The sequence below is a fragment of the Gordonia araii NBRC 100433 genome, assembly GCF_000241265.1.
GTDB classification, from domain to species: Bacteria; Actinomycetota; Actinomycetes; order Mycobacteriales; family Mycobacteriaceae; genus Gordonia; species Gordonia araii.
The window spans coordinates 115,697-138,946 of sequence record NZ_BAEE01000056.1 but is presented as its reverse complement, the minus strand read 5'-3'; the positions used below and the strand labels follow the sequence as shown (position 1 = coordinate 138,946).

Annotated in this window: 22 protein-coding genes; 10 read left to right on the top strand and 12 right to left on the bottom strand. The window is 69.4% G+C overall.

Features of this window, described 5'->3' with window-relative positions:
* Positions 1 to 31: 31 nt before the first annotated feature.
* Positions 32 to 1,693 (bottom strand): VWA domain-containing protein, encoded by a 1,662-nt coding sequence (locus GOARA_RS11115; RefSeq protein WP_007322468.1) that lies wholly within the window; start codon positions 1,691 to 1,693, stop codon positions 32 to 34.
* A gap of 24 nt (positions 1,694 to 1,717) precedes the next feature.
* Entirely contained in the window at positions 1,718 to 2,167 is a 450-nt protein-coding gene (locus GOARA_RS11110; RefSeq protein WP_007322467.1) for a type II toxin-antitoxin system Rv0910 family toxin, read from the bottom strand.
* On the opposite strand from GOARA_RS11110, the gene GOARA_RS11105 reads away from it, so the two are divergent.
* The gene (locus GOARA_RS11105; RefSeq protein WP_007322466.1) at positions 2,166 to 2,756 is read left to right on the top strand and encodes a DNA-3-methyladenine glycosylase; all 591 of its coding nucleotides are present in this window, start codon (positions 2,166 to 2,168) and stop codon (positions 2,754 to 2,756) included. The genes GOARA_RS11110 and GOARA_RS11105 overlap by 2 nt on opposite strands.
* A gap of 80 nt (positions 2,757 to 2,836) precedes the next feature.
* Here GOARA_RS11105 and GOARA_RS11100 read toward each other — a convergent pair whose 3' ends face one another.
* The gene (locus GOARA_RS11100; RefSeq protein ID WP_007322465.1) at positions 2,837 to 5,371 is read right to left on the bottom strand and encodes an HAD-IC family P-type ATPase; all 2,535 of its coding nucleotides are present in this window, start codon (positions 5,369 to 5,371) and stop codon (positions 2,837 to 2,839) included.
* A complete protein-coding gene (locus GOARA_RS11095; RefSeq protein WP_007322464.1) occupies positions 5,368 to 6,528 on the bottom strand; it encodes an MBL fold metallo-hydrolase in 1,161 nt (386 codons plus the stop codon). Before GOARA_RS11095 ends, GOARA_RS11100 begins: the two co-directional genes overlap by 4 nt.
* A gap of 86 nt (positions 6,529 to 6,614) precedes the next feature.
* On the opposite strand from GOARA_RS11095, the gene GOARA_RS11090 reads away from it, so the two are divergent.
* Genes GOARA_RS11090 through GOARA_RS11080 form a run of 3 tightly spaced genes read left to right on the top strand, consistent with a single transcriptional unit; the run spans position 6,615 to position 9,824 of the window.
* A complete protein-coding gene (locus GOARA_RS11090; protein WP_007322463.1) occupies positions 6,615 to 7,244 on the top strand; it encodes a TetR/AcrR family transcriptional regulator in 630 nt (209 codons plus the stop codon).
* A 19-nt stretch (positions 7,245 to 7,263) separates the two neighbouring features.
* Entirely contained in the window at positions 7,264 to 8,511 is a 1,248-nt protein-coding gene (locus tag GOARA_RS11085; RefSeq protein WP_007322462.1) for an alanine racemase, read from the top strand.
* A complete protein-coding gene (locus GOARA_RS11080) occupies positions 8,508 to 9,824 on the top strand; it encodes a D-arabinono-1,4-lactone oxidase (protein WP_007322461.1) in 1,317 nt (438 codons plus the stop codon). Before GOARA_RS11085 ends, GOARA_RS11080 begins: the two co-directional genes overlap by 4 nt.
* Before the next feature lie 11 nt (positions 9,825 to 9,835).
* Here GOARA_RS11080 and GOARA_RS11075 read toward each other — a convergent pair whose 3' ends face one another.
* Entirely contained in the window at positions 9,836 to 10,567 is a 732-nt protein-coding gene (locus tag GOARA_RS11075) for an enoyl-CoA hydratase (RefSeq protein ID WP_007322460.1), read from the bottom strand.
* Positions 10,568 to 10,625: 58 nt separating this feature from the next.
* Between GOARA_RS11075 and GOARA_RS11070 the strand changes: the two genes are divergently transcribed.
* Entirely contained in the window at positions 10,626 to 11,069 is a 444-nt protein-coding gene (locus tag GOARA_RS11070; RefSeq protein WP_007322459.1) for a hypothetical protein, read from the top strand.
* Here GOARA_RS11070 and GOARA_RS11065 read toward each other — a convergent pair.
* Positions 11,062 to 11,430, bottom strand: a complete 369-nt coding sequence (locus tag GOARA_RS11065) for an FKBP-type peptidyl-prolyl cis-trans isomerase (protein ID WP_007322458.1) — start codon at positions 11,428 to 11,430, stop codon at positions 11,062 to 11,064. The two genes, GOARA_RS11070 and GOARA_RS11065, sit on opposite strands and share 8 nt — an antisense overlap.
* Before the next feature lie 5 nt (positions 11,431 to 11,435).
* Positions 11,436 to 12,749 (bottom strand): citrate synthase, encoded by a 1,314-nt coding sequence (locus GOARA_RS11060; protein WP_007322457.1) that lies wholly within the window; start codon positions 12,747 to 12,749, stop codon positions 11,436 to 11,438.
* Between the two features lie 142 nt (positions 12,750 to 12,891).
* Between GOARA_RS11060 and GOARA_RS11055 the strand changes: the two genes are divergently transcribed.
* The 3 genes from GOARA_RS11055 to GOARA_RS11045 are packed head-to-tail and all read left to right on the top strand — an operon-like array spanning position 12,892 to position 15,503.
* The gene (locus GOARA_RS11055; protein WP_040522866.1) at positions 12,892 to 13,554 is read left to right on the top strand and encodes a 5-oxoprolinase subunit B family protein; all 663 of its coding nucleotides are present in this window, start codon (positions 12,892 to 12,894) and stop codon (positions 13,552 to 13,554) included.
* Positions 13,551 to 14,417: a 5-oxoprolinase subunit C family protein gene (locus GOARA_RS11050; RefSeq protein WP_007322455.1), complete on the top strand. Its 867-nt coding sequence runs from the start codon at positions 13,551 to 13,553 to the stop codon at positions 14,415 to 14,417. Before GOARA_RS11055 ends, GOARA_RS11050 begins: the two co-directional genes overlap by 4 nt.
* Positions 14,418 to 14,474: 57 nt before the next feature.
* Entirely contained in the window at positions 14,475 to 15,503 is a 1,029-nt protein-coding gene (locus GOARA_RS11045) for an oxygenase MpaB family protein (RefSeq protein WP_007322454.1), read from the top strand.
* Here GOARA_RS11045 and GOARA_RS11040 read toward each other — a convergent pair.
* Together GOARA_RS11040 and pdxH are read right to left on the bottom strand one after the other, a co-directional pair.
* Entirely contained in the window at positions 15,490 to 16,773 is a 1,284-nt protein-coding gene (locus tag GOARA_RS11040; protein ID WP_007322453.1) for an MFS transporter, read from the bottom strand. The genes GOARA_RS11045 and GOARA_RS11040 overlap by 14 nt on opposite strands.
* A gap of 6 nt (positions 16,774 to 16,779) precedes the next feature.
* Complete coding sequence (gene pdxH, locus GOARA_RS11035; RefSeq protein WP_007322452.1) at positions 16,780 to 17,487, bottom strand: pyridoxamine 5'-phosphate oxidase; 708 nt, start codon at positions 17,485 to 17,487, stop codon at positions 16,780 to 16,782.
* Positions 17,488 to 17,565: 78 nt separating this feature from the next.
* Here pdxH and GOARA_RS11030 point away from each other — a divergent pair, with 78 nt between their 5' ends.
* Together GOARA_RS11030 and nhaA are read left to right on the top strand one after the other, a co-directional pair.
* Entirely contained in the window at positions 17,566 to 18,690 is a 1,125-nt protein-coding gene (locus GOARA_RS11030) for a citrate synthase 2 (RefSeq protein ID WP_007322451.1), read from the top strand.
* 27 nt (positions 18,691 to 18,717) lie between these two features.
* A complete protein-coding gene (nhaA, locus tag GOARA_RS11025) occupies positions 18,718 to 20,007 on the top strand; it encodes a Na+/H+ antiporter NhaA (protein ID WP_083834851.1) in 1,290 nt (429 codons plus the stop codon).
* Between the two features lie 10 nt (positions 20,008 to 20,017).
* Here nhaA and GOARA_RS11020 read toward each other — a convergent pair whose 3' ends face one another.
* The 3 genes from GOARA_RS11020 to GOARA_RS11010 are packed head-to-tail and all read right to left on the bottom strand — an operon-like array spanning position 20,018 to position 23,249.
* Positions 20,018 to 21,646, bottom strand: coding sequence for an ABC transporter permease (locus GOARA_RS11020; protein WP_050947249.1), 1,629 nt, complete (start codon positions 21,644 to 21,646; stop codon positions 20,018 to 20,020).
* Entirely contained in the window at positions 21,643 to 22,569 is a 927-nt protein-coding gene (locus tag GOARA_RS11015) for an ABC transporter ATP-binding protein (RefSeq protein ID WP_007322448.1), read from the bottom strand. The genes GOARA_RS11020 and GOARA_RS11015 overlap by 4 nt, the downstream gene beginning before the upstream one ends.
* Positions 22,566 to 23,249: a TetR/AcrR family transcriptional regulator gene (locus GOARA_RS11010; RefSeq protein ID WP_007322447.1), complete on the bottom strand. Its 684-nt coding sequence runs from the start codon at positions 23,247 to 23,249 to the stop codon at positions 22,566 to 22,568. Before GOARA_RS11010 ends, GOARA_RS11015 begins: the two co-directional genes overlap by 4 nt.
* Position 23,250: the final 1 nt, after the last annotated feature.

Here is a 23,250-nt window from a genome sequence, read left to right as displayed (position 1 = left end):
AACCACGGGCGACGTCGCCCGTGCTTACCTACTACTTACCAGCCGCCTCCACACGTGCGGCAATCGCATTCACGAACACCGCTCTGATGTCGGCGGGGGTCTTCGCCGTATACGACGTTCCCCCGGTCGCGTCGGCAATCGCTTTGAGCGCCTTGGCGTCTGCGCTGTCCGAGATGCCGATCGTCAGGATGAGCACCGGCCTGGCCGGATCTTCCATTCGCTTAATCTCGGCCAGCAATTGATCGAGGCTAATACTGTTCGGGTCTTCGTTCTCACCATCGGTCATGATGATGACCGAGTTGGAGAAGTTCGGGTTATAGGTGCTTTGCACTTTTTTGAACGCCGCCAGCGTCGTATCGTACAGCCCGGTCCCGCCGCCGACGTCGGACATCGCCCGCTTCACCTCGTCGGTGAGGAAGTCGCGATGGGTCCGCCCGTCCGCGGTCCGGGCGCCGAGCGGTCTGATCGGCGCCCGCTCGTCGTAGTCGACTCCCGGTCCGCCCCGGTCGATGCTGAATATCCACGCGCCGACCTCGGCGTTGTTGGGAAAGAGCCGCAGACCCGCGATCGATGCTTCACGCAGGAGATCGGCACGCGTGCCCGATCCGGCTCGGTACACCATCGAGCCGGAGACGTCTTCGACGACGAGCGTCCGGATCGGGACCGCCAGCACCTGCCATTGACGCAGGGCGCGATCGATCTGCGCCGGATCCTTGAGGGTCAGCAGCTTCACCTGGCCGACGCCGGCCGCGGCTCCTTCACCTGTGAGGGGCGCCCCTTGCGCGTCGCGCAGAAACGCACGGGCGAGGGCCTGTTTCCCCGCGTCGGAGTTGACCGCCTCGACGAGCGCCTGCCCGGCCTTGGCGGCATCCGCGCTCCGGTCGGCTCCGGCGACGTTGACCAGCGGGTAGTCGAGCATCACCGTTCCGTCCTCGGGGACCGCCGCCTTGAGAGCCGAACCCTGGTGGGTCGCGACGAAGTAGGAGAATTGCTGTTCGGTGGTCATCACCGGAACATCGGGAGTCGTGTTGGCGATGTTCAGGCGGGTACCCTCGGCCTCCTTCACCCCGCGAACGTTGTTCTGCTGTACGGCCAGGACGGTCATCGCGTCGATGAGCTGCTTCTGGTCGAGGGCGCCGGAGTCGACCTCGGCGAGTGCGCCGATGATCGGCGCGTCGCCGATCGTGGTGTCGATCGGCGACCCCATGCGAAGGTTCGGCAGCTTCATCACGTCGACCCAGCTCTTCAGCGGTGGAACCTGCTGACCCGCAACGACCACGGGGCTGCGCGCGATCGAATCGGCGACGTTGTCGAATTGGCGCCGGATCTGCTTCGCGACCCGTCGGACCTGCGACGACGAATCCGCCACCCACAGATCGGGCGCGCCCTCGCCCTTGGTCACCTGCGCGGGAACGTCGGGGCCGGCCACCGGCGTGACGGTGAACTCGTAGCAGCGCCCGGTGGTCTGGGCGATCTCTTTCAGCGGGCCGGCGAGGGCGGCGTCGGCGACGACCGTGACGGGCTTGGCCCGGCACAGCAGCGAGTCGCCGCGCAGCACGACGAAACCGCCGACGAGCGCGAGAACGACCAGCACCGCGGCCAGACCCCAGAGGAGACCGCCACGTCCCGGCTTGCTGGTGTCCTTGTGCTCGAAGCCGAAATCGTCGTCGGCCGTTGATCCATGGCTAGGCATCGCCTTGTCCCCTTCGCAGTGTGATCAGGCCTTCGCCCCGCCGAAGACGTTGCGAAAGTTCTCCAGCGACGCGTGCAGGTCCTTCTTGGTGGCCAGTGCGGCCGCCTTGCCCGCCGGGCCGATGAGCGGCAGTCCACCCAAGTCGACCTGGAAGGTTACCGTCGAACCGTCGCCGTTGGGCTTGATCGACAAGTCCAGCTTCGCCTTCACTCCGCCTTTGCCATCGCCCTTGAGTCGAACCTCGTTGGGCGGGTCGTACTTCTCGACCGTCCAGTTGAACCGGACGCGCGCTCCCTTAAGCTTGATGACCGAGGCGACCTTCACCCCCTTGGCCAGTTCATCGGAGGCGGGTAGCTCACTGCGCCAGCCGTCGTGCAGGGTGAGCCACTCGGAGTACCGGGACAGATCCGAGGCGTGCTCCCAGGCCTCCTCGACCGGCATGTCGACATTCACGGAGTCACTCGTCTTCGCCATGAGAGCCAACCCTACTGTCACGGTGCGCGCCCGCGAACTCTTGGGCGCCCATCTCGTCGGCCACGGGGTCACCGTGGCGATCACCGAAGTCGAGGCCTACGACGGGGTCAACGATCCGGCGTCGCACGCGTTCACGCGCACCCCCCGATCGGAGATCATGTACGGGCCGCCGTGGCGGCTGTACGTCTACCGCATCCACGGGCATCACTGCGCGAACGTCGTCACCGGGCCGACCGAGCAGGCGTCGGCGGTCCTCATCCGCGCCGGGCGCGTGGTCGACGGGTTCGGCGAGGCGCGTTCGCGGCGCCCGAATGCCGCCGACGACGATGCGCTGGCGCGCGGCCCGGGCAACCTCACGCGAGCGCTGGGCATCACGATCGACGATCTCGGCACCGATCTGCTGGACCCGGCTCCGGTCGCGCTGCACCGGCCGGGCGACGATCCGGTCGACCCGGAACGGATCCGCAGCGGACCGCGAGTGGGCGTGCGCCTGGCGGCCGACGAGCCGTGGCGGTTCTGGGTCGACGGCGAGCCGTCGGTGTCGGCCTACCGGCGCCACCCGAAGGCGGCCGCGCCGACCGTGCCCTGATTTCCGCCGACCGTGCCCAGCTTCCCGCCGACCGTGCCCAGCTTCCCGCCGACCGTGCCCAGTTTCCCGCCGACCGTGCCCTAGCCGGCGACCGCGGGATCGTGCTCGGGCTCGGGAGCCGGCGCGTCTTCCGGGACGAACCGCGGCAGCACCCGGTTGACGACCTCGATGGCGACCATGCCGATCAGGGCCAACACCAGTGCGACGGAGATGTTGCCCCAGTTCGACGAGTCGAGGTTGAACCACTGCTGGGGGTCGAACCATCCGCCCCGCGGCCAGAAGAAGATGATCACGTACGCGAGCGCCGACACGACGAGCAGCAGCAGCTTCCACCAGTTGTACGGCCGTGCGACGACCACCAGCACGTAGAAGGCGGTGGCGATGAGCGCGATCAGCGTCGCGGTGGACGCCTGCACCACGTCGGGCGGCAGTACGTCGATCTTCTCGCCGAGGCGCGGTCCCTGATGGCCGCCCGGGTTGACCAGCACGAAGGTGATGAAGGTGACCAGTCCGACGATGATGCCGTTGGGCACGGCGTGGGTCAGGACGCGTTTCACGAAGCCCGTTCGGGCGCGTTCGTTGTTGGGTGCGAGCGAGAGCACGAAGGCCGGGACGCCGATGGTGAACCACGCCGAGATGGTGATGTGGATCGGCTGGAACGGGTAGGCCAGCGATTCGAAGCCGAAGAGCTTGCCCGCCACCCCGGCGATGCCGACGAGCAGCGCCAGCAGCACCGCGTACACGGTCTTGGTGAGGAACAGGTTCGCGACGCGCTCGATGTTGCCGATGACGCGCCGGCCTTCGCCGACGACGTACGGCAGGGTGGCGAACTTGTTGTCCAGCAGGACGATCTGGGCCACCGACCGGGCCGCCGAGCTTCCCGACCCCATCGCGACGCCGATGTCGGCGTCCTTGAGCGCCAGGACGTCGTTGACGCCGTCGCCGGTCATCGCGACGGTGTTGTGCCGCGATTGCAGCGCCTTGACCATCGAGCGTTTCTGATCGGGCCGGATCCGGCCGAACACCGAGCCGTCGGTGACCACCTCGGCGAGCTCGTTCTTGTCGCCGGGCAGTGCGCGGCCGTCCACCGCGTTGTCCACCGAGCCGAGCCCGAGGGACGCGGCGACCGCACCGACGGACCGGGCGTTGTCACCGGAGATGACCTTGACGTCGACGTCTTGGCGCGCGAAGTACTCCAGCGTGTCCTTGGCGTCGGGACGCACCCGCTGCTCGAGGACGACCAGGGCGACCGGGGTCATCCGTTCCTGCACGTCCGGGGTGTCGACGGCCTCCGACGCCTGCGCCAGCAGCAGGACGCGCAGGCCGGTCTCGCCGATCGCCGTCGCGCGCGCGGAGATGTCGCTGGCGGGGTCGAGCAGGATGTCGGGGGCGCCGATCAGCCAGTTGCCCGCGTCTGCGCCCGATGCGTCGGCGAACGACATGCCGCTCCATTTGAGGGCCGACGAGAACGGCTGGATCGCGGTCGTCTGCCAATTCGGCGCATCCGGGTAGGCCTCGCCGATGGCCTCGATGCTCGCGTTGGGGCGCGGGTCGTTGGCGGCGAGCGCCGCGAGCACGGCGTGGATCTGCTCCTCCCCGACCCCGGAGCCGGAACCGGCGACCGGCTCGATCTCCGAGAGCCGCATGCCGTTTTCGGTCAGCGTGCCCGTCTTGTCGGCGCAGACGATGTTCACGCGGGCCAGGCCCTCGATCGCCGGCAGCTCGTTGACCAGGCATTGGCGCTGGCCCAGACGGATGACTCCGACCGCGAACGCGATCGAGGTCATCAGCACGAGTCCCTCCGGAATCATCGGCACCAGCGCCGCGACCATGCCGAGAATCCCCGGTTTGAGCGAGTCCCAGTCGAGTGACCCGTCGCCGGCGATGAACAGCTGGTTGATGATCGTGAGGATCCCGGCCGGGATCAGCAGCCAGGTGATCACCTGCAGGATCTTGTTGATGCCGTTGCGCAGCTCGGAGTCGACCAGGGTGAACTTCGACGCCTCGGCCGCCAGTTTCGCCGCGTAGGCTTCCGCGCCGACCTTGGTGGCCCGATACGTGCCCGAGCCCGCGACGACGAAGCTGCCGGACAGGATCTGGTCGCCGGGCGCCTTGTCGACCGGGTCGGCCTCACCGGTGAGCAGCGACTCGTCGACGTCGAGCGACGCGGATTCGACGGTTTCGCCGTCGACCACGATCTGGTCGCCCGGCCCGAGTTCGATGATGTCGTCGAGCACCACGTCTTCGGGCGCCACCTGCACGGCCACCCCGTCGCGGCGCACCGTCGGCGTCGCCTGCCCGACGATGGACAGCCGGTCGAGGGTTCGCTTGGCGCGGACCTCCTGGATGATGCCGATCCCGCTGTTGGCGATGATGATCAGGCCGAAGAGCCCGTTCTTGAGCGAACCTGTGAGCATCACCAGGAAGAACAGGACGCCCAGCATCGCATTGATGCGGGTGAACACGTTGGCCCGGACGATCTGCCCGACCGTGCGGCCGGTCTTGTCCGCGGACACGTTCGCCTGGCCGGCGGCCACGCGTTGGGCGACCTGCGCCGCGGTCAACCCGCGGGCGGGGTCGACCGGGTCGGTCTTCTCGGGCGCTTCGACGGTCACGCCGACTCCTTCCACCAGTCCGGCGCGACCGTGGCGGTGCCGGTGCGATCGATGACGTCCAGCTCGCCCCCGGGTTGGGGGATCACGATGTCGACCGGTGCCTGACCGGGCGACCCCTGCGCGGCGTGCGTCAGCCGCGCGGCGGGCTCGCCCCACGTGTGTCGCGCGAGGTTGAACGTACCCCAATGAATGGGCACGAGCAGCGCGTCGGTGCCGCGGGTCAGCATGCGGTGGATGGTGAGCGCCTCTTCGGGGTTCGCGTGGATGTCGGGCCACAGCGGGTCGTAGGCGCCGATCGCGATCAGCGTCAGCTGGAACGGGCCGTGCGCGGCACCCACGTCCTCGTAGGACTCGGTGAACCCGGTGTCGCCGGAGAAGAACGCGCGGTGGCGCGGGCCGATCATCGCCCAGCTGGCCCACATCGTCAGATCGCGGTCGAGCCCGCGGCCGGAGAAATGCCTGGCGGGCACGGGGACGAAGCTGATCGTGCTGCCGTGCGCGCCGGTCACCCGGATCTCGTCGTGCCACTGCGCCGTGCGAATGCGCTCGGCGGGGATACCCCAGGCCCGCAGGTGGGCGCCGACGCCGATCGGAGCGACGAACACCGCGGCCGGGTGCACGCGCGCGAGTTCGGTGACGGTCGCCGTGTCGAGATGGTCGTAGTGGTCGTGGCTGATCAGCACCACGTCCACGGGAGGCAGTTCGTCGACATCGCACGGCACCGGATGCATGCGCGCGGGGCCGACCAGCTGCGACGGCGAGCAGCGCCGGGAGAAGACCGGATCGGTCAGGACCCGGGCACCGTCGATCTCGACCAGGGCGGTCGCGTGTCCCAGCCAGGTGACGGCGAGGTCGCGCGACGCGCGGGCGAAGTCCGGGGTGCTGACCATGATCCGGCCGGTGGGCCGGCCCGGTCGGCGGATCATGTCGGTCAGCGCCGACGCCGGATTCCCTTTCATCGGCGACGGTGGATCCGCGTTGGCGAACCGGCCGTCGACGAGGAACCGCGAGGCAGCGACCTCGGCGGCGATCTCCGCCGGGGTGGCGCCGATCGCCAGCGCCGAGGGCATCCCGGCACCGGCGAGGCGGTCGGTGGTGGCGATTACGGCGCCCCGGACCGTCATCGATGCCCGTGCGCGCAGGCCGTTAGTCGTCATCGTTACCAATGTAGCCAGTAGACGCGGGCTAATATCGATTCACTTGGCGATCCCCGGTGTCGGGGCCGGTGGAAGGTTGGTGACCCATGGCGCGTATGACGGTGGATCAGCGTCGGGAAGCGCTGATCACTGCCGCCCATCGGGTGATCGGCGACCACGGGGTGGAGGGCGCCACTACGCGACGAGTCTGCGCCCAGGCACAGATGCCTCTGGCCAGCTTCCACTACGCCTTCGAGTCGCGAACGGCACTGCTCGCCGCCGTCATCGACCAGGCGGTGCCCCGCGACCTGACGTCGCTCGCCGACGAGATCCGCGAGAACGCACCGGCCGACGGGCTGCGCGGCGTCGAGCGGGAGGTCACCGAGTCGATGCAGAACCTCTACAACCTGATGGTCATCGACCCCGGCCGGCTACAGGCGACCGTGTCGCTGGCGCTGTATTCGCACAATCACCCCGAGCTCCGCGAGGCCGGCAGGCAGATGTGGGACCGGCTGTGCGGGATGGCGACGACCACGTTGCGTTCGATCTCCGAAGCACACGGGACGAGCTGGCTCATGGACCCCGACGAGCTCGGACCGCTGCTGATCGCCGCGACGAACGCCGTCACCATGACCTGGCTGACCACCGGTGACGAGAAGATGACCCAGCATGTCATCGACGGCGTCGCGCGATGGATGATGTCTTATGCGACGGCCACCGAGCCGACGGCCCGCTGACCCGGATAGATTGGCGCCGATGAGTACCGATCCCGCTGTATGGTTCGACGACCCGCCCGCGTACTGGGCCGGAATCGACGCCGCCGTGCGCGCGGCGCGGCTGCCCGCACCGGTGCTCGCGCTGGACGCGATCGCCCTTGAGCACAACATCGCCGACCTCGCCCGGCGTGCCGGCGGCGTGCCGATCCGGGTGGCGACCAAGTCGCTGCGCGTCCGGTCGGTGATCAGCGACATCCTGCGCCGCGACGGTTTCGCCGGCGTCCTCGCCTACACGGTCGACGAAGCCCATTGGCTGGCGACCGCCGCCGAAATCCCCGATGTGCTGCTCGGCTACCCGTGCACATCGGCCTCGGCCATCGCCAAACTGATCGCCGACGACACGGCGCGTTCCCGCGTGACGTTGCTCGTCGACTCGGCCGATCACCTCGACTTCATCGACGCCGCGGTGCCCGCCGCCAAGCGAGAGTCGGTGCGGGTCGCGATCGACCTCGACGCGTCGTTGCGCTATGCGCGCGGGATCGTCCATCTCGGCGTCCGGCGCTCCCCGGTGCATTCGGTGTCGCAGGCCCGCGACCTCGCGAAGGCGATCACCGGGCGTCCCGGCTTCGAACTGGTCGGCGTGATGTCCTACGAGGCCCAGGTCGCCGGCGTCGCCAACGATGCCTCCGGCGCGCTGCGCAACCAGGCGATCGGGATCGTGCAGTCGCGGTCGATGCACGAGCTCATCAAGCGCCGCGTCAAGGCGGTGCGCGCCATCCGCGAGTTCGCCGACCTCGAGATGGTCAACGCCGGCGGCACCGGGTCGCTGGAGGTCACCTCGACCGATCCGTCGGTGACCGACATCGCCGCGGGCAGCGGCTTCTTCGGCGGGCACCTGTTCGACGGCTATTCGCATTTCCGGCCGGCCCCCGCGATGGGCTTCGGGCTCGACATCGTGCGCCGGCCGGCCCGCGACATCGTCACGGCACTCGGCGGCGGGTGGATCGCCTCGGGGGTGCCGGCGCCGGACCGCCTGCCGAAACCCGTGTGGCCGCAAGGACTCTCGTTCGTCGGCACCGAGGCCGCCGGCGAGGTGCAGACCCCGCTGCGCGGCGCGGCGGCCCGCCATCTCGATGTCGGCGACCGCGTGTGGTTCCGTCACACCAAGTCGGGCGAACCCGCCGAGCACGCGAACGAGGTGGCCATCGTCGACCGCGGGGCCGTCGGCGGCCCGCGGGTCGTCGACGTCGTCCCGACCTACCGTGGAGAAGGGAAATGCTTCCTATGACCAGTGCGCTACCGCGGTGGGAGAACTGGGCTCGAACCGAATCGGCCGCTCCGTCGAAGGTCGTCACGCCCGGCAGCGTCGACGAGTTGAGAACCGTCGTCGCCGACGCCGCCGAAGCGGGACTCACCGTCAAACCGATCGGTGCCGGCCACAGCTTCAGCGGTATCGGCGTGCCCGGCGGGGTGCAGGTGCGGCTCGACCGGTTGCGCGGTCTCGTCGGGTCCGATCCGGCGACCGATCGGGTCACCCTCGCGGCAGGCACCCACCTGCACGAGATCCCGGCGCTGTTGGCGCCGCTGGGCCTGGCGATGCCGAATCTCGGCGACATCGACCGACAGACCATCTCCGGTGCGACGTCGACCGGAACACACGGCACCGGCGCGAAGTTCGGCGGCATCAGCACGCAGATCGTCGGCGCCACCGTCATCGACGGCCGCGGCGAGATCGTGCGGGTGGAAGCCGACGACAGCGACCTGTCCGCCGTCGCGCTGGGCCTGGGCGCACTCGGCGTGCTGGTCGACGTCACGCTGCAGTGCGTGCCGGCCTTCCACCTCGAAGCCGTGGAGACGCCCGGGAAGTTCGACGAGACCCTGGCCGGCTGGGACGAGTCGCTCGCCTCGACCGACCACTACGAGTTCTACTGGTTTCCCCACACCGACTGCTGTTCGATCAAGTCGAACACCCGGCTGCCCGCCACGGCCGCACGCAGCGGCCCGTCGAAGGTGCGGCGCTACATCGACGACGAACTGCTGTCGAACAAGCTCTTCGGGGCGCTGTGCGCAATCGGCAGGCGGCTTCCCGCCACCGTTCCGACGATCAACCAGCTGAGCGGGCGGGCGCTGTCGGGCCGCACCATCGTCGACTCGTCGACCGACGTCTTCGTGTCCTCGCGCACGGTGCGGTTCCGCGAGATGGAATACGCGATCCCGGTCGAGGCGATTCCCGACGCGCTGCGCGAGGTGCGCGCGATGATCGACCGCCGCGGCTACCGCGTCAGCTTCCCCGTCGAGGTGCGCGCCGCGGCCGCCGACGATCTGATGCTCTCGACCGCAGCCGGGCGCGACAGCGGCTACATCGCCGTGCACCGCTACTTCAAGGACGATCCGGCCGACTCGGACGCGTACTTCGCCGACGTCGAGCAGATCATGACCGCGCATGCCGGGCGTCCGCACTGGGGCAAGATGCACACCCGCGACGCCGAATACCTGCGCACGGTGTACCCGCGGTTCGACGAGTTTCTGGCCGTGCGCGACCGGTACGACCCCGACCGGGTCTTCGCCAACGACTATCTCCGGCGGGTCCTCGGCGACTGAACCAGAGGGGCTCAGCGCCCGCGGAAGACCGGCGTCCGGCGCTCGGTTCGCGCGGCCCTGCCCTCGGCGAGGTCGTCGCTGGTCCAGGCGCGCATCATCGCCTCGGCGCGTTCGGCCGGCGCCTCGTCGCGCGCACCGTCGCCGTTCAGCACCATCTTGTAGTGCTGCAGGGTCAGCGGCGCGAGGGACGCGATCGTGGCGGCCCACTGCTGGGCCTCGTCGAGCCCGCCGATGCGGTTGGCGAACCCGACCGACAGGGCGCGGTCGGCGGTGAGCGGCTCGCAGCCGATGAGCATGCCCCGGGCGTGCCCGGAGCCGACGAGCGAGACCAGGCGCCGGATGGTCCACTCGTCGACGGCGACGCCGATCTTGGCGGCGGGTATGCCCGCCAGCGCCTCGGGCACCATGACCCGCAGATCGGCGGCCATCGCCAGTTGCAGACCCGCACCGAGCGCCGCGCCGTTCAGCGCGGCGATCACCGGCACCGGCGTGGATTCGATCTGCTGCAGCGTGGCGACCAGCTTGTCGAGGAACTGCGGGTCGTACACCGGTCCCGACAGGTCCGCGCCCGCGCAGAACACCGAACCGCGACCGGTGAGCACGATCGCGCGCGCACCGTCCTCTACCGCGGAGGTGAACGCGTCGGCGAGCCCGGCGACCATTTCCTCATCGAGAGCGTTGCGCTTGGCCTCGCGGTCCAGCTCGATCGTCGTGACGAAATCATGGGAGGAGCTGTGGATCATGGCCGATAACCTACCGTCTCGCCCGCACCCGTTGTGCGCCTGGTTACACTTTCTACCCATGCGCATGCCGACCCTGAGAGCCACAGCAGCCGCCGTCTTCGTCGGACTGGGGGTGATCGTCGGCGCGGGTGCCGTCACGGCGGGCGACGCCGACGCGAGTTGGCGGTATCCAGGTCAGGGCGATCTGATCATCTTCGACGTGTACTCGGACACCACCTGGGCGACGGTGTCGTTCTACAACCACACCAACCACCTGGAACAGCGGCACTTCAACTTCCGTCAGAGCGAGCGCCTGCCCGACGGGCGCTACCACCGCAAGATCTCGTTCCGCAGCGCCGTGCCGCAGCAGATTCTCGCGGTGAAGCTCCAGCAAGAGGGCAAGAAGGCGACCTGCAAGCTCAGCGTCAACCACAAGCTGAAGATCAAGCGGACCGGCTACGGCGAACGTGCCTCGGCCCTGTGCGCGATGCGGAACGACCGTCCGCCGCGGCCGCTCAGCTGACGCCGAGCAGGTCGATCACGAAGATCAGGGTCTTTCCGGAGAGGCGGTGGCCCGCACCCTCGGGGCCGTAGGCCAGCGCGGGCGGCACGACGAGGCGACGGCGTCCGCCGACCTTCATGCCGGGAATGCCCTGCTGCCAGCCGGGGATGAGCCGCGCCAGCGGGAAGTTGGCGGACTCGCCGCGGTCCCACGACGAGTCGAATTCCTCGCCGCTGTCGTATTCGACGCCGACGTAGTGCACGTCGACCGTCGAGCCGGGCAGGGCCTCGTCGCCTTCGCCGACGACGATGTCGCTGATCTCCAGCTCGGCGGGCGCCGGTCCCTCCGGGAACTCGATCTCGGGCTTCTCCAGGTTGGCCATTGGTGTTACCGCTTTCCCATCTCGATGTAGTCGCGCTCGGTGTAGCCGGTGTACAGCTGCCGCGGGCGACCGATCTTCGTCGTCGGGTCGTTGTGCATCTCGCGCCAGTGGGCGATCCATCCGGGCAGTCGTCCCAGCGCGAAGAGCACGGTGAACATGCGCGTGGGGAAGCCCATCGCGCGGTAGATGACGCCGGTGTAGAAGTCGACGTTCGGGTACAGCTTGCGCTCGATGAAGTAGTCGTCGTGCAGGGCGACCTCTTCGAGACCCTTGGCGATGTCGAGCAGCTCGTCGGAGACGCCGAGCGACTCGAGGATCTGGTCGGCGGTCTTTTTGACGATCGCCGCGCGCGGATCGTAGTTCTTGTAGACGCGGTGCCCGAAGCCCATGAGCTTCACACCGTCTTCCTTGTTCTTGACCTTGGTCATGAACGCCTTGGTGTCGCCACCGGACTCGCGGATCTCGTCGAGCATCTCCAGCACCGCCTGGTTGGCGCCGCCGTGCAGCGGACCCCATAGCGCGTTGATGCCGCCAGAGATCGAGGTGAAGAGGTTCGCCTGGCTAGAGCCGACGAGGCGCACCGTCGAAGTCGAACAGTTCTGCTCGTGGTCGGCGTGCAGGATGAACAGCATGTCCAGGGCCTTGGCGACCTCGGGGTTCACCTCGTACGGCTCGGCGGGGAAGCCGAAGGTCATGCGCAGGAAGTTCTCCACCAGGTTGAAGGAGTTGTCCGGGTAGAGAAACGGCTGGCCGACCGACTTCTTGTACGCGTAGGCGGCAATCGTGGGCAGCTTGGCGAGCAGTCGGATCGTCGACAGGTCGACCTGGTCGGGGTCCTTCGGGTCCAGCGAGTCCTGGTAGTAGGCCGAGAGGGCGTTCACCGCGCTGGACAGCACCGGCATCGGGTGCGCGTTGCGCGGGAAGCCGTCGAAGAAGCGCTTGAGATCCTCGTGCAGCAGCGTGTGCCGCTGGATCTTCTGGGTGAAGTCCTCGAGCTGAACCTTGTCGGGCAGTTCCCCGTGGATCAGCAGGTAGCTGACCTCGATGAACGTCGAATGCTCCGCCAGCTGCTCGATCGGGATGCCGCGGTACCGGAGGATCCCCGCGTCGCCGTCGATGTAGGTGATCGCCGACTTCGTCGATGCGGTGTTGACGAATCCGCCGTCGTACGTCGTCATTCCGGTCTGTGCCAGGAAACTCCCCAGCGCCACCGAATTGCTTCCCTCGGTAGCGTCGAGGATCGGAAGCTCCAGCTGCCCACCGGGGTAGGTGAACGTTGCCGAGGCCGAGTCGGTCGCTGCGCTGTTTTCAGCAGACACGAGAACCCCTTTACTCAGGTGAGAGTGTCCACTACAAACTAGCGCCCCGGGTTCGACCCGGCCGCACGTGGGGTCCCCGTCGGCCCCCGACCGATCCGGTTCACCGCCCGCCGACACCCCGCCAAGCACTAGCGTGGTCGACATGCGCGAGCGAGCAGCGGGGCGGGAGGCGGTCCTGCTCGATTTCGAGTCCACGCCGGATCCCTCGGCGGCGGCGAGTGCCGCGATCGCCGCGCTGCACCGGGCCAAGGCCGACGGTCGCCTGCCCGGTGTCGTCGATCTGATCCCCGCCGCCACGACGATCCTGGTTCAGGGTTCGCCGCCCGTCGGCGTCGACCGGCTGGCACTGCGCCGGGCACTGCGGGCCCCGGCCCCGGCCGTCTCCGACGCGGAGGAGGACCAGGTGGTCATCGGCGTCCGCTACGACGGGCCGGACCTCCACGACGTCGCGCTGCACCTCGGCTGGACGACCGGTGCTGTCGTCGCGAGCCATGTGCAGACGCGGTGGCGGGTGGAGTTCATGGGCTTCGCCCCCGGCTTCGGCTACCTCGTGCCCGACGACCCGGACGACCGCTGCCCGCCGTGCGAACTGCCCCGTCGCGACGAATCGCGTCCCCGCGTGGAAGCCGGGTCGGTGGCCGTCGCCGCCGGCTACTCCGCCGTCTATCCCGGAGCCAGCCCCGGAGGATGGAACCTGCTGGGCCACACAGACTTCCGCCTCTGGAATAGCGCCGACGACCCGCCGACGCCGCTGCGCGCGGGCACCATCGTGCGATTCGCCGATCTCGGCGAGGAACGGTCGTGACCGCGCTGACCGTGCTGGACACGGGACCGTTGGCGACGATCCAGGACCTCGGACGCGAAGGGTTCGCCAACCTCGGCGTTCCCCGCTCGGGCGCCGCCGACCGCGGTGCACTGCGCCTGGCCAACCGGCTCGTGGGAAACCCGGAGGACTCGGCCGCCATCGAGATCACCCACGGCGGCCTGGCGGTGCGAGTGATCGGCGACGCGGGGGTCGCGGTCACCGGTGCGGCGGTGTCGCTCGCCGTCGACGAGCGCCCGACCGGGCGCAACGCCACGGTCTTGCTCCACGACGGTCAGACGCTGCGCGTGGGCGCCCCTCGGCACGGATGCCGCGCCTATCTGTCGGTGCGCGGCGGCATCGTCGCCGAGCCCGTTCTCGGTTCACTGTCGACCGACACGCTGTCCGGGCTCGGCCCGCCGCCCATCGCCCGAGGCGATCTCCTCGACGTCGGCACGTCGTCGGCGCCGTGGCCGGCCACGCAGTCGGCGCCCGCCAAGGAGGACACCGAATCCACGGTCGTCCTGGCGGCCTCCCCCGGCCCCCGCGCGGATCGACTCGTCGACCCGGACGCGCTGTTCGTCGGGCTGTGGACAGTGAACCCGGCGAGCAACCGCGTCGGGGTGCGACTCGACCGGATCAGCGGCCCACCGGTGGAACACCGCCCCGGTTCGGCCGAGTTGGCGTCGGAGGGCATCGCGCACGGCTCGATCCAGGTGCCGCCGAGCGGCCAGCCGGTCCTGTTCGGTCCTGACCACCCCGTCACCGGCGGCTACCCGGTCGTCGCCGTGCTGACCGAGTCGGCGGCCGATCGTGCCGGGCAGCTCACTCCGGGAACGACGGTCCGGTTGCGGCGGGTCGACTAACACTTTCGGTTGCGGGGTCATTGACTCTCTCGTGAGACGAATTTAGACTTTCGTCTCATGACCGAGGTTCTCGAGCCCATCCACGTCGACACCGACGATTCCGCCGAACGGATCGACGCCGACCTTCCGAGCCTCGGCCCGGATTCGGCCACCTACCGCTTCTTCGGCGACTGGCGGGGGCTGCTGATGGGCCTGTGGTCGGGGTCGATGCAGAACATGCACCCCAAACTGGCCGCCGGCGTCTGGGAGCACTCCGACTTCTTCGGTGAACGCTGGGAACGGCTCCTGCGATCGATCTACCCCATCGGCGGCGTCGTCTTCGACCCCGATCCGGAGAAGACCGGCCAGGAGGTCCGCGACTACCACCGGACCATCAAGGGCCGGATGGACGACGGCGGCCGGTACCACGCGCTGGACCCCGACGTCTTCTACTGGGCGCACGCCACCTTCTGGTACGGCAACATCCGCTGTGCCGAGGCGTTCGGTCCCCCGATCAGCGAGGCCGAGAAGCGCCGGCTGTTCGAGGAGTCGCGCACCTGGTATTCGCGCTATGGCGTCTCCATGCGCCCGGTCCCGGATACCTACGAGGACTTCCTCGAGTACTGGGACCACATGTGCCGCCACGTGCTGCGCGACCACGCGGCGGTCCGCACCGTCCTCGACATCACCCAGCTCCCGCCACCGCCCTTCATGCCGTCGTGGACGCCGCGGTGGCTGTGGCGGATCCAGGCGGCGCAGGGCCAGAAGGCGTTCATGTGGATCACCACCGGGCTCTACGACGAGCCGATCCGCGAGATGATGGGCCTGCGGTGGACCGCCCGCGACGAGAAGCTGTTCCGCCTGTTCGGCAAGGCGGTCAACGCCGGCATGAGACTCGTTCCGCCGCGCTACCGACGTCACCCGCGCGCCCGCGACGCCGACGACCGCCTCGCCGGCCGCGTGCCCGCGGATGCTCCCGTCCTGGAGGCGCCGCTGCGCAACCTGCCCTCGGGCGCCGAGCGCGACAACCCGATCCACTACTGCCCGGTGCACGCCGAGCGCCGCGCGAACCTGCCCTGGCAAAGCAACGAGGTCAAGCCTCGGTGACGCGGGGTGTGACGACGTAGCGCACGAAGGCCGGGACGGCCAGCGCCGCGATCACCGTTCCGACGATGACCGCGACTCCTCCACCGGCCGTCGCGGCGGCGGTCCCGACCATGGCGGCGGCCGCCCCGTGCCCGACGTCGGCCAGGCGCGGCCCGCCGGCCACGACGACGATGAACACGCCCTGCAACCGGCCGCGCACCGCGTCGTCGGCCGCCGACTGCAGCATCGTCATCCGGAACGCCGAGGACACCATGTCGGCCGCGCCGCCGATCACCAGCGCGACGACCACCACGGGCAGCATCGGCAACCAGGTGCCGTGTGCGCCGAACAACGCGAAGCCGGCCACCGCCATCGACCCGCCCCAGACGAGGATCGACACCACCACCGCCAATCCCTGGCGTCGCACCCGCGACACCCATCCGGAGAAGACGCCGCCGAGCACCGCGCCGAGCGGGATCGCCGCGAACAGCAAAGCCACCTGCCACCCGCCGTCGGTGCGCCCGCCGAAGTTCTCATGCGCGATCTCGGGGAACAGAATCCGGGGCATGCCGAACACCATCGCGATGAGGTCGACGACGAAGGACATCAACAGCACCTTGTGCCCGCGCAGATAGCTGAAACCGTCCAGAATCGACCGCAGCCCGGCGCGTGGCCGCGCGCCGTCGCCGGAGCGCTCGGGCACCAGCGCGGGCAGCCGCCACACTGCCCACAGCGTCGTCAGCAACGACAGACTGTCGGCCAGGTACAGCATCGAATAGCCGAGGACCGGGACCAGCAGCCCGCCGAGCAGCGGCCCGACGATCGCTCCGGCCTGCATGACGGTCATGTTCAGCGAGTTCGCCGCCGGCAGATACGCCAGCGGCAGGATGCGGGGTAGGACCGCGCTGCGGGTCGGCTGGTTCACCGCGAAGAATGCCTGCTGCACGGCGAACAGCACGAGCAGCACCCACACGTTGTTCAGCCCGGCCGCCGCCTGCGCGAAGAACAGGAAGGCCGTGACGATCAGTCCCAGGGTCGTCACCAGCAGGATCTTGCGCCGGTCGAAGACATCGGCCAGCGCCCCGCCCCACAACCCGAAGCCGATCAGCGGGACCAACCCGAAGATGCCGGTCAGCCCGACATAGGCCGAACTCTGCGTGATCGAGTAGATCTGCATCGGCACCGCGACGACGGTGAGCTGGGCACCGATGACCGTGACGATGTTCGCGATCCACAGATGCCGGAAATCGTCATTCGCCAACGGCCGCGTATCGGCCAGGAAGCTGCGCATGATGCGCTACGGCTGCAGCCGCTCGACGGTCCAGCCGGACTCGGTCCACTCGGCTCGCACGCGGTTGTGCAGACGGTCGGCGCGGCCCTGCCAGAACTCGGCGTGGTCGACCTCGACGAGGTATCCGCCCCACGCAGGCGGAACGGGAATCGGCTCGGCGCCGTCGATCCCGCCGAACCGTTCGGCCACGGCAGCGGCGGCTGCTTCCAACTCGGCCCGGTCGGCGATCGGCTGCGACTGCGCCGACGCGTAGGCCGAGATCTGGGAACCGCGCGGACGCGAATCCCAGTAGGCCTGTGTCTCGTCGATGCCGACCTTGGTGACGGTGCCGCGGAAATGCACCTGGCGCTCCATCGCGATCCACGGGAAGGTCAGCGCGGCGAACGGATTGGCCGCCAGCGCCCGTCCCTTCACCGAGTCATAGCCGGTGAAGAAGGTGATACCGCGCGCGCCGAACCCCTTGCACAGGACCGTGCGCGTGCCCGGCCGCCCGTCCCCGTCGACCGTTCCGAGCACCATCGCGTTGGGCTCGGGGATCCCGGCCGCGATCGCCTCGGTGAGCCATTGGTCGAAGAGCGCCAGCCACGGCGGTGTCCCGGTCAGCCAGCCGATATCCAGGTGGGCGGTCACACCGTCGGCGCCCGTCGTGTCGCGACGGCCGTATCCCACACGCATCGCGGCCAGGTCGAACGGCTCTTCACGTGGCGACTCCATAGCTGCCCAAGTTACTCTCGGTCGGCTTAGGATCAGATCCAGGCCTCAGCCACCCGGCCCACGTTCAGGAGAACCCGCATGACCGCAACCGGCCCAGCCGTGCCCGAGGGCTTCACCCCCGGCCTCGAGGGCGTCGTCGCATTCACCACCGAGATCGCCGAGCCAGACAAGGACGGCGGTAACCTGCGTTACCGCGGTGTCGATATCGAGGATCTCGTCGAGAACCGGGTCACCTTCGGCGACGTGTGGGCCCTGCTGGTCGACGGCCGGTTCGGCACACCGCTCGACCCGGCGCCTCCGCTGGAGTTGGTGACCCGCTCCGGGGACGTCCGCGTGGACGTCCAGGCCGCGCTGCCGACCCTGGCGCCGCTGTGGGGCTTCGAGCCGCTCCTGGACATCGACGACGAGCAAGCGCGCGCCGATCTCGCCAAGGCGTCGGTGATGACCCTGTCCTACGTCGCGCAGTCCGCCCGGGGCGAGGCACCGCCGGTCCCGCAAAGCCGGATCGACGAGTGCGCCTCGGTGACCGAGCGTTTCATGACCCGCTGGCGCGGCGAACCCGACCCCAAGCACACCGAGGCCATCGACGCGTACTGGGTGAGCGCCGCGGAGCACGGCATGAACGCCTCGACCTTCACCGCGCGCGTCATCGCCTCCACCGGCGCCGACGTTGCCGCCGCGCTGTCCGGCGCGATCGGCGCGATGTCGGGGCCGCTGCACGGCGGTGCGCCGGCCCGCGTGCTGCCGATGATCGCCGAGGTGGAGAAGACCGACGACCCGCGCGGCCTGGTCAAGGGCATCCTCGACCGCAAGGAGAAGCTGATGGGCTTCGGGCACCGCGTCTACCGCGCCGAAGACCCGCGTGCCCGCGTGCTCCGCGAAACGGCCCGCCGCCTCGGCGTCCCTCGCTTCGACGTGGCCGCCGCCCTCGAGCAGGCCGCCCTCGCCGAGCTGCGGGAGCGCCGCCCGGACCGCGCCATCGAGACGAACGTCGAGTTCTGGGCAGCGGTGATCCTCGATTTCGCCGAGGTGCCGGCGCCGATGATGCCGGCGATGTTCACCTGCGGGCGGTCCGCCGGCTGGTGCGCCCACATCCTCGAGCAGAAGAAACTCGGCCGCCTCGTTCGCCCAGCGGCGATCTACACCGGTCCCCCGCCCCGCCGCCCCGAAGACGTCCCCGGCTGGGACAGCGTGACGCCGTAGCCGCAGCCGACGTTAACCTTGGGGGCCATGGCTACGCCGGAGGACGATCCCGCCTACTACGAACGACCGGACGACGATGACGACGCATTCAATCCGCTGTCGCCCGCCGAGTCCTGGCGGGTCACCGAAATCCTGCGGAAGGAGACCGTCGGCGGCTTTCTGCTCGTCGCCGCAGCACTGCTCGCCCTGATCGCCGCGAACACGCCCCTCGTCGGGACCTACGAGAAGCTGCGCGACACCGTCGTCGGCTATGCGCCCTGGCACCTGGACCTGACACTGGGCCACTGGGCGGCCGACGGTCTGCTCGCCATCTTCTTCTTCCTGGTCGGCCTCGAACTCAAGCGTGAGATCGTCGCGGGCGAGTTGCGTTCGCCGCGCACGGCGCTGGTCCCCGTGGCGGCCGCGTGCGGCGGCGTGATCGCGCCCGCGCTCATCTATTTCCTGATCAATCGCGAAGGCCCGGGAGTCCACGGCTGGGCGATACCCACCGCCACCGACATCGCTTTCGCGGTAGCCGTGCTCGCCGTCGTCGGATCGCGACTACCGGTGGCCCTACGACTGTTTCTGCTCACGCTCGCGGTGGTCGACGACCTCATCGCGATCCTCATCATCGCGCTCGTCTACACCAGCAAGCTCGACTGGGCGCCGCTGCTGCTGAGCCTGATCCCGCTCGCCGTCTTCGCCTTCCTCTCGCACCGGTACGCCTCGTGGTTCGCCCGGCACGCGTGGGGAGCCTGGGTGTTCCTGCTGCCGATCGGGATCGTGTGCTGGGCGCTGGTCCACGCCTCCGGAATCCACGCCACCATCGCCGGCGTGTTGCTGGGCTTCGCCGTCCCGGTCCACCGAGGCGCCTTCAGGCGCGGCGACGGCGGGCTCGCCGAACAGTTCGAGCATCGGTTCCGACCCCTGTCGGCGGGGTTCGCCGTGCCCGTCTTCGCCTTCCTCTCGGCCGGCGTCACGGTCGGCGACGCGTCGGCGATCGGCGCGGCCTTCCGAGATCCGATCGCCATCGGCATCATCGCGGGCCTGTTGCTGGGGAAACCGATCGGCATCTTGTCCGCCACCTGGCTCACCACCAAGTTCACCGGCAGCCGCCTGGACTCGACGGTCCGCTGGTCGGATCTGTGCGGGGTCTCCCTCCTCGCCGGGATCGGGTTCACCGTGTCGTTGCTGATCGCCGAGCTCAGCTTCGACGACGCCGATCAACTGGCCCATGCCAAGGCCGCGATCCTCTTCGCCTCGACGGCAGCCGCCGTGCTCGCCGGATTCCTGCTTCTGGCGATCGGGCGCCGGCGCGCGGCCATCCCGGCGGAATAGCCGAGCCGGGTTACATTCCCTCGATGTCGCGGCGGCGGAACCACCACCACCCCGCTCCGGCCAATGCCGCCACGACCAGCGACAGCACCACGATCGGGCCCCAGCTCATCGGTGCCGACGGCACCGCGGGCAGGTGGGTGAACGGGGAGAGGTTGCGCACCGCCTGCGGCAGACCGAACAACTCTCCCATCGGGCCGAGGAGGAACGCTCCGACCACCATCGCCCAGCCGCCGCCGACGACGAGGCGCGGCGCGATCCCGTAGAGCGCCACGACGCCGACGCCGATCACCAGGGCGGCGGGAATCTGGACGGCGGCACCGCGGACGGAATCGGACAGCATCGTCGCCCAGTCACCGGTCACCGCACCCGCGCCGATCCCGACGAGCACGCCCGACACGAGCAGCAGAACCGCGATTCCCACCATGACCAGGGCGAGCTGGCTGGCGAGATAGGCGCCGCGGGACGCCGGCGTGGCCAGCAACACCTCGGTCCGCCCGGCGCTCTCGTCGGCGCGCACCCGGCTCATCGCGGTCACCGCCCAGGTCGCCGCGGCGAAGCCGAGGTAACTCATGATCACGGCGAAGAACACCTTGGTCAGTTCCCCCGGGCCGCCCAGCCTGTGCAGATAGTCGACCATCTGCGGGTTGTCCTCGGTGAGCGAGGACGCCGCGTTCACGAGGATGCCGATGAGCAGGGCGAACACGCCGATCCCCGCCATCCAGCCGAAGAAGCCGCCCCGATTGAGTCGGGCCGTCAGCGCGCCGATCGATGCGATGCCCGACGACGGCGGTCCGGGGCGCGGGGCGACCAGTCCGCCCTCAAGATCGCGGTGCCCGCTGACCCATGTCGCCGCCGCCACCCCGGCGACGAAGACGACCACGCTCAGCAGCGCGGGCCACCAGCTGCCGGCGCCGAACGGGTCCATGCGCTGGGCCCAGCCGACCGGGTTCGTCCAATGCAGCCATTCCCATCCGGCCGCGTCGCCCGCGCCGCGCACCACATAGCCGCCGAGGACCACCGACACCGCGAGCAGGTTGGCCAGCCTGGCCGTCGTCGCGATCTGTGCCGTCAGCGCGGCGAGGCCGATCGCGGCCAGCGAGGTGCTCGCGTACTGTCCGCCGACCAGGGCCGCCTCCCGGCCGGTCGCACCGCCCGAAGACATCAGCGCGGCCATACCGGCGCCGACGACGAGGGCGAACCCGAGCGCGACCAGAACGGCCGCGGTCATCGGGGCGAGGCGGCCGGTGCGCGCGGCGCGGATCAGCTCGACACGGCCGAGTTCCTCCTCCTTGCGGGTCAGACGCGTGACCATCAGGACGGCACATACGGCGGCGGTCGCGATCATGAACAGACCCGCGCGCCACGACGCGATCGCCGCATCCGACTGCACGTGCTCGAGCGGCCCGAGCAGCAGTTTGAACGCCGAGTTCCCCGCCGCCCCCGCGGCCAGCGCCTGGCGCTCCTCCACGGTGCCGTACAGGGTGCGGATCGACGAGACGGTCGCGGCGTTGGTGGCGATCAGCAAGCCGACGGTGACCGGCGCGATGATGCGCTCGCGGCGCAGGTTGAGCCGGGTGAGGATCCCCGTCGACGCCAAGTGCTCGTTGCCCGGGCGGGCAGCCACTGTCGCGGCCGTCATTTCACGCCTCCCGCAGTGGCGCCGGGTGCATCGTAGGCGTGCAGGAAGAGTTCCTCCAGGCTTGGCGGTTCGACGAGCAGCCGCGTGACCGACAGTTTGCCCAGCGCCGTCGTCACCGCGTCGAGCCCGTCTTCGGCGACGGTGAACGAGACGTCGACCCCACCGTCGGACGTCGACGACTCGAAGTCGTGCACCCCGTCGATCCCGCGCAGCGCACTGTCGTCGGAACCGGCGACGGTGGCGCGCACCCGTGAGCGGCGCAGGTGCCGCAGTTGTTCGAGCGTGCCCGATTGCACGGTCTTACCCGCCCGGATGATCGTCACCGACTCGCACAGCTCCTCGACCTCGCTCAGGATGTGGCTCGACATCAGCACCGACGATCCACGCTGTGCCGCTTCGCGGGTGCAGTCCTGGAACTGCTTGGCCATCAACGGGTCGAGGCCCGACGTCGGCTCGTCGAAGATCAGCAGTTCGGCGGGCGCCGCCAACGCCGCGACGAGCGCGACCTTCTGCCTGTTGCCCTTCGAGTAGGTTCCGCTGCGCTTGGTCGGGTCGAGTTCGAAGCGCTCGATCACCTCATCCTTAGCGCTGGTTCGCGGGTCGACGCCGCGCAGCCGCAGCAGGACGTCGATGCATTCGCCGCCGGTGAGCTGCGGCCACAGGCTCACGTCGCCGGGGACATAGGCGAGCCGCGAGTGGATCGCCACGGCATCGGTGAACGGGTCGGCACCGAACACGCGGGCGGTTCCGCCGCTGCTTCGGTACATGCCCAGCAAGACCCGGATCGTCGTCGACTTGCCGGCACCGTTGGGTCCGAGGAATCCGGCGACTTCGCCCTGTGCTACGGCGAGATCCAGTCCGTCGACGGCGGTAACCGATCCGAACCGCTTGACCAGCCCCTCGACCTCGATAATGTTGCTCATCCGGCTTCTCCTCCTTGCAGTCGTTCCCGGTTCTTGCTTTGGTCTTTCATTGCCAGCGCGGCGTCGAGCACGGCCGGGTCGGTCATGATCCCGTGCACCGCGACCTCGGTTCCGGCGACCGCGACTCGATCGATGTAGCCGCGGATGATCCCCACCGGGTCCGACCAGTCAGGCGGCGGGTGCATCACCGTGTCGAGCAGCAGCGCCCCGATCGAGATGTACGCCAGGTAGAGCGCGCGGCCGTCCTCGTCGACCGAGGGCCGGATCTGCCCGGCGTCGACGCCGAGCCGCAAACTCTCCCGCGTCTGTTCGACGAGCTTGGCGAGGAACGCACGCGCGACGTCACCCCCTTCGGCGACCGCGCGCAGCAGGTACACGATGTGCGTCCGGCTGTCGTCGTCGTTCTGCAACCGGTCGAGGTAGGCCTCGTAGGCCGGGCTGACGTCCATCAGGAAGCGCTTGCTGCTCACGAGCGCGGCCAGGACGGTGTCGTCGCACTCGGTGCGCAGACCTGCCTTCGACCCGAAGTGGTGGATGACCAGGCCGGGGCTGACGCCGGCCGCGTCGGCGATCGTGCGCACGGTCGTGGCGAACCCGTGCCGCGCGAACTCGTCGATCGCGACGTCGCGCACGCGTGCGCGCGTCGTCCGGTCATCCTGTGCATCACCGATTGAACCCATG

Bases quoted from the DNA above. Each gene is read 5' to 3' on its own strand.
- GOARA_RS11115 (WP_007322468.1), bottom strand. From the start codon at position 1,693: ATGCCTAGCCATGGATCAACGGCCGACGACGATTTCGGCTTCGAGCAC.
- GOARA_RS11105 (WP_007322466.1), top strand. From the start codon at position 2,166: ATGAGAGCCAACCCTACTGTCACGGTGCGCGCCCGCGAACTCTTGGGC.
- GOARA_RS11110 (WP_007322467.1), bottom strand. From the start codon at position 2,167: ATGGCGAAGACGAGTGACTCCGTGAATGTCGACATGCCGGTCGAGGAG.
- GOARA_RS11095 (WP_007322464.1), bottom strand. From the start codon at position 6,528: ATGACGACTAACGGCCTGCGCGCACGGGCATCGATGACGGTCCGGGGC.
- GOARA_RS11090 (WP_007322463.1), top strand. From the start codon at position 6,615: ATGGCGCGTATGACGGTGGATCAGCGTCGGGAAGCGCTGATCACTGCC.
- GOARA_RS11085 (WP_007322462.1), top strand. From the start codon at position 7,264: ATGAGTACCGATCCCGCTGTATGGTTCGACGACCCGCCCGCGTACTGG.
- GOARA_RS11080 (WP_007322461.1), top strand. From the start codon at position 8,508: ATGACCAGTGCGCTACCGCGGTGGGAGAACTGGGCTCGAACCGAATCG.
- GOARA_RS11075 (WP_007322460.1), bottom strand. From the start codon at position 10,567: ATGATCCACAGCTCCTCCCATGATTTCGTCACGACGATCGAGCTGGAC.
- GOARA_RS11070 (WP_007322459.1), top strand. From the start codon at position 10,626: ATGCGCATGCCGACCCTGAGAGCCACAGCAGCCGCCGTCTTCGTCGGA.
- GOARA_RS11065 (WP_007322458.1), bottom strand. From the start codon at position 11,430: ATGGCCAACCTGGAGAAGCCCGAGATCGAGTTCCCGGAGGGACCGGCG.
- GOARA_RS11055 (WP_040522866.1), top strand. From the start codon at position 12,892: ATGCGCGAGCGAGCAGCGGGGCGGGAGGCGGTCCTGCTCGATTTCGAG.
- GOARA_RS11045 (WP_007322454.1), top strand. From the start codon at position 14,475: ATGACCGAGGTTCTCGAGCCCATCCACGTCGACACCGACGATTCCGCC.
- GOARA_RS11040 (WP_007322453.1), bottom strand. From the start codon at position 16,773: ATGCGCAGCTTCCTGGCCGATACGCGGCCGTTGGCGAATGACGATTTC.
- pdxH (WP_007322452.1), bottom strand. From the start codon at position 17,487: ATGGAGTCGCCACGTGAAGAGCCGTTCGACCTGGCCGCGATGCGTGTG.
- GOARA_RS11030 (WP_007322451.1), top strand. From the start codon at position 17,566: ATGACCGCAACCGGCCCAGCCGTGCCCGAGGGCTTCACCCCCGGCCTC.
- nhaA (WP_083834851.1), top strand. From the start codon at position 18,718: ATGGCTACGCCGGAGGACGATCCCGCCTACTACGAACGACCGGACGAC.
- GOARA_RS11020 (WP_050947249.1), bottom strand. From the start codon at position 21,646: ATGACGGCCGCGACAGTGGCTGCCCGCCCGGGCAACGAGCACTTGGCG.
- GOARA_RS11015 (WP_007322448.1), bottom strand. From the start codon at position 22,569: ATGAGCAACATTATCGAGGTCGAGGGGCTGGTCAAGCGGTTCGGATCG.
- GOARA_RS11010 (WP_007322447.1), bottom strand. From the start codon at position 23,249: ATGGGTTCAATCGGTGATGCACAGGATGACCGGACGACGCGCGCACGC.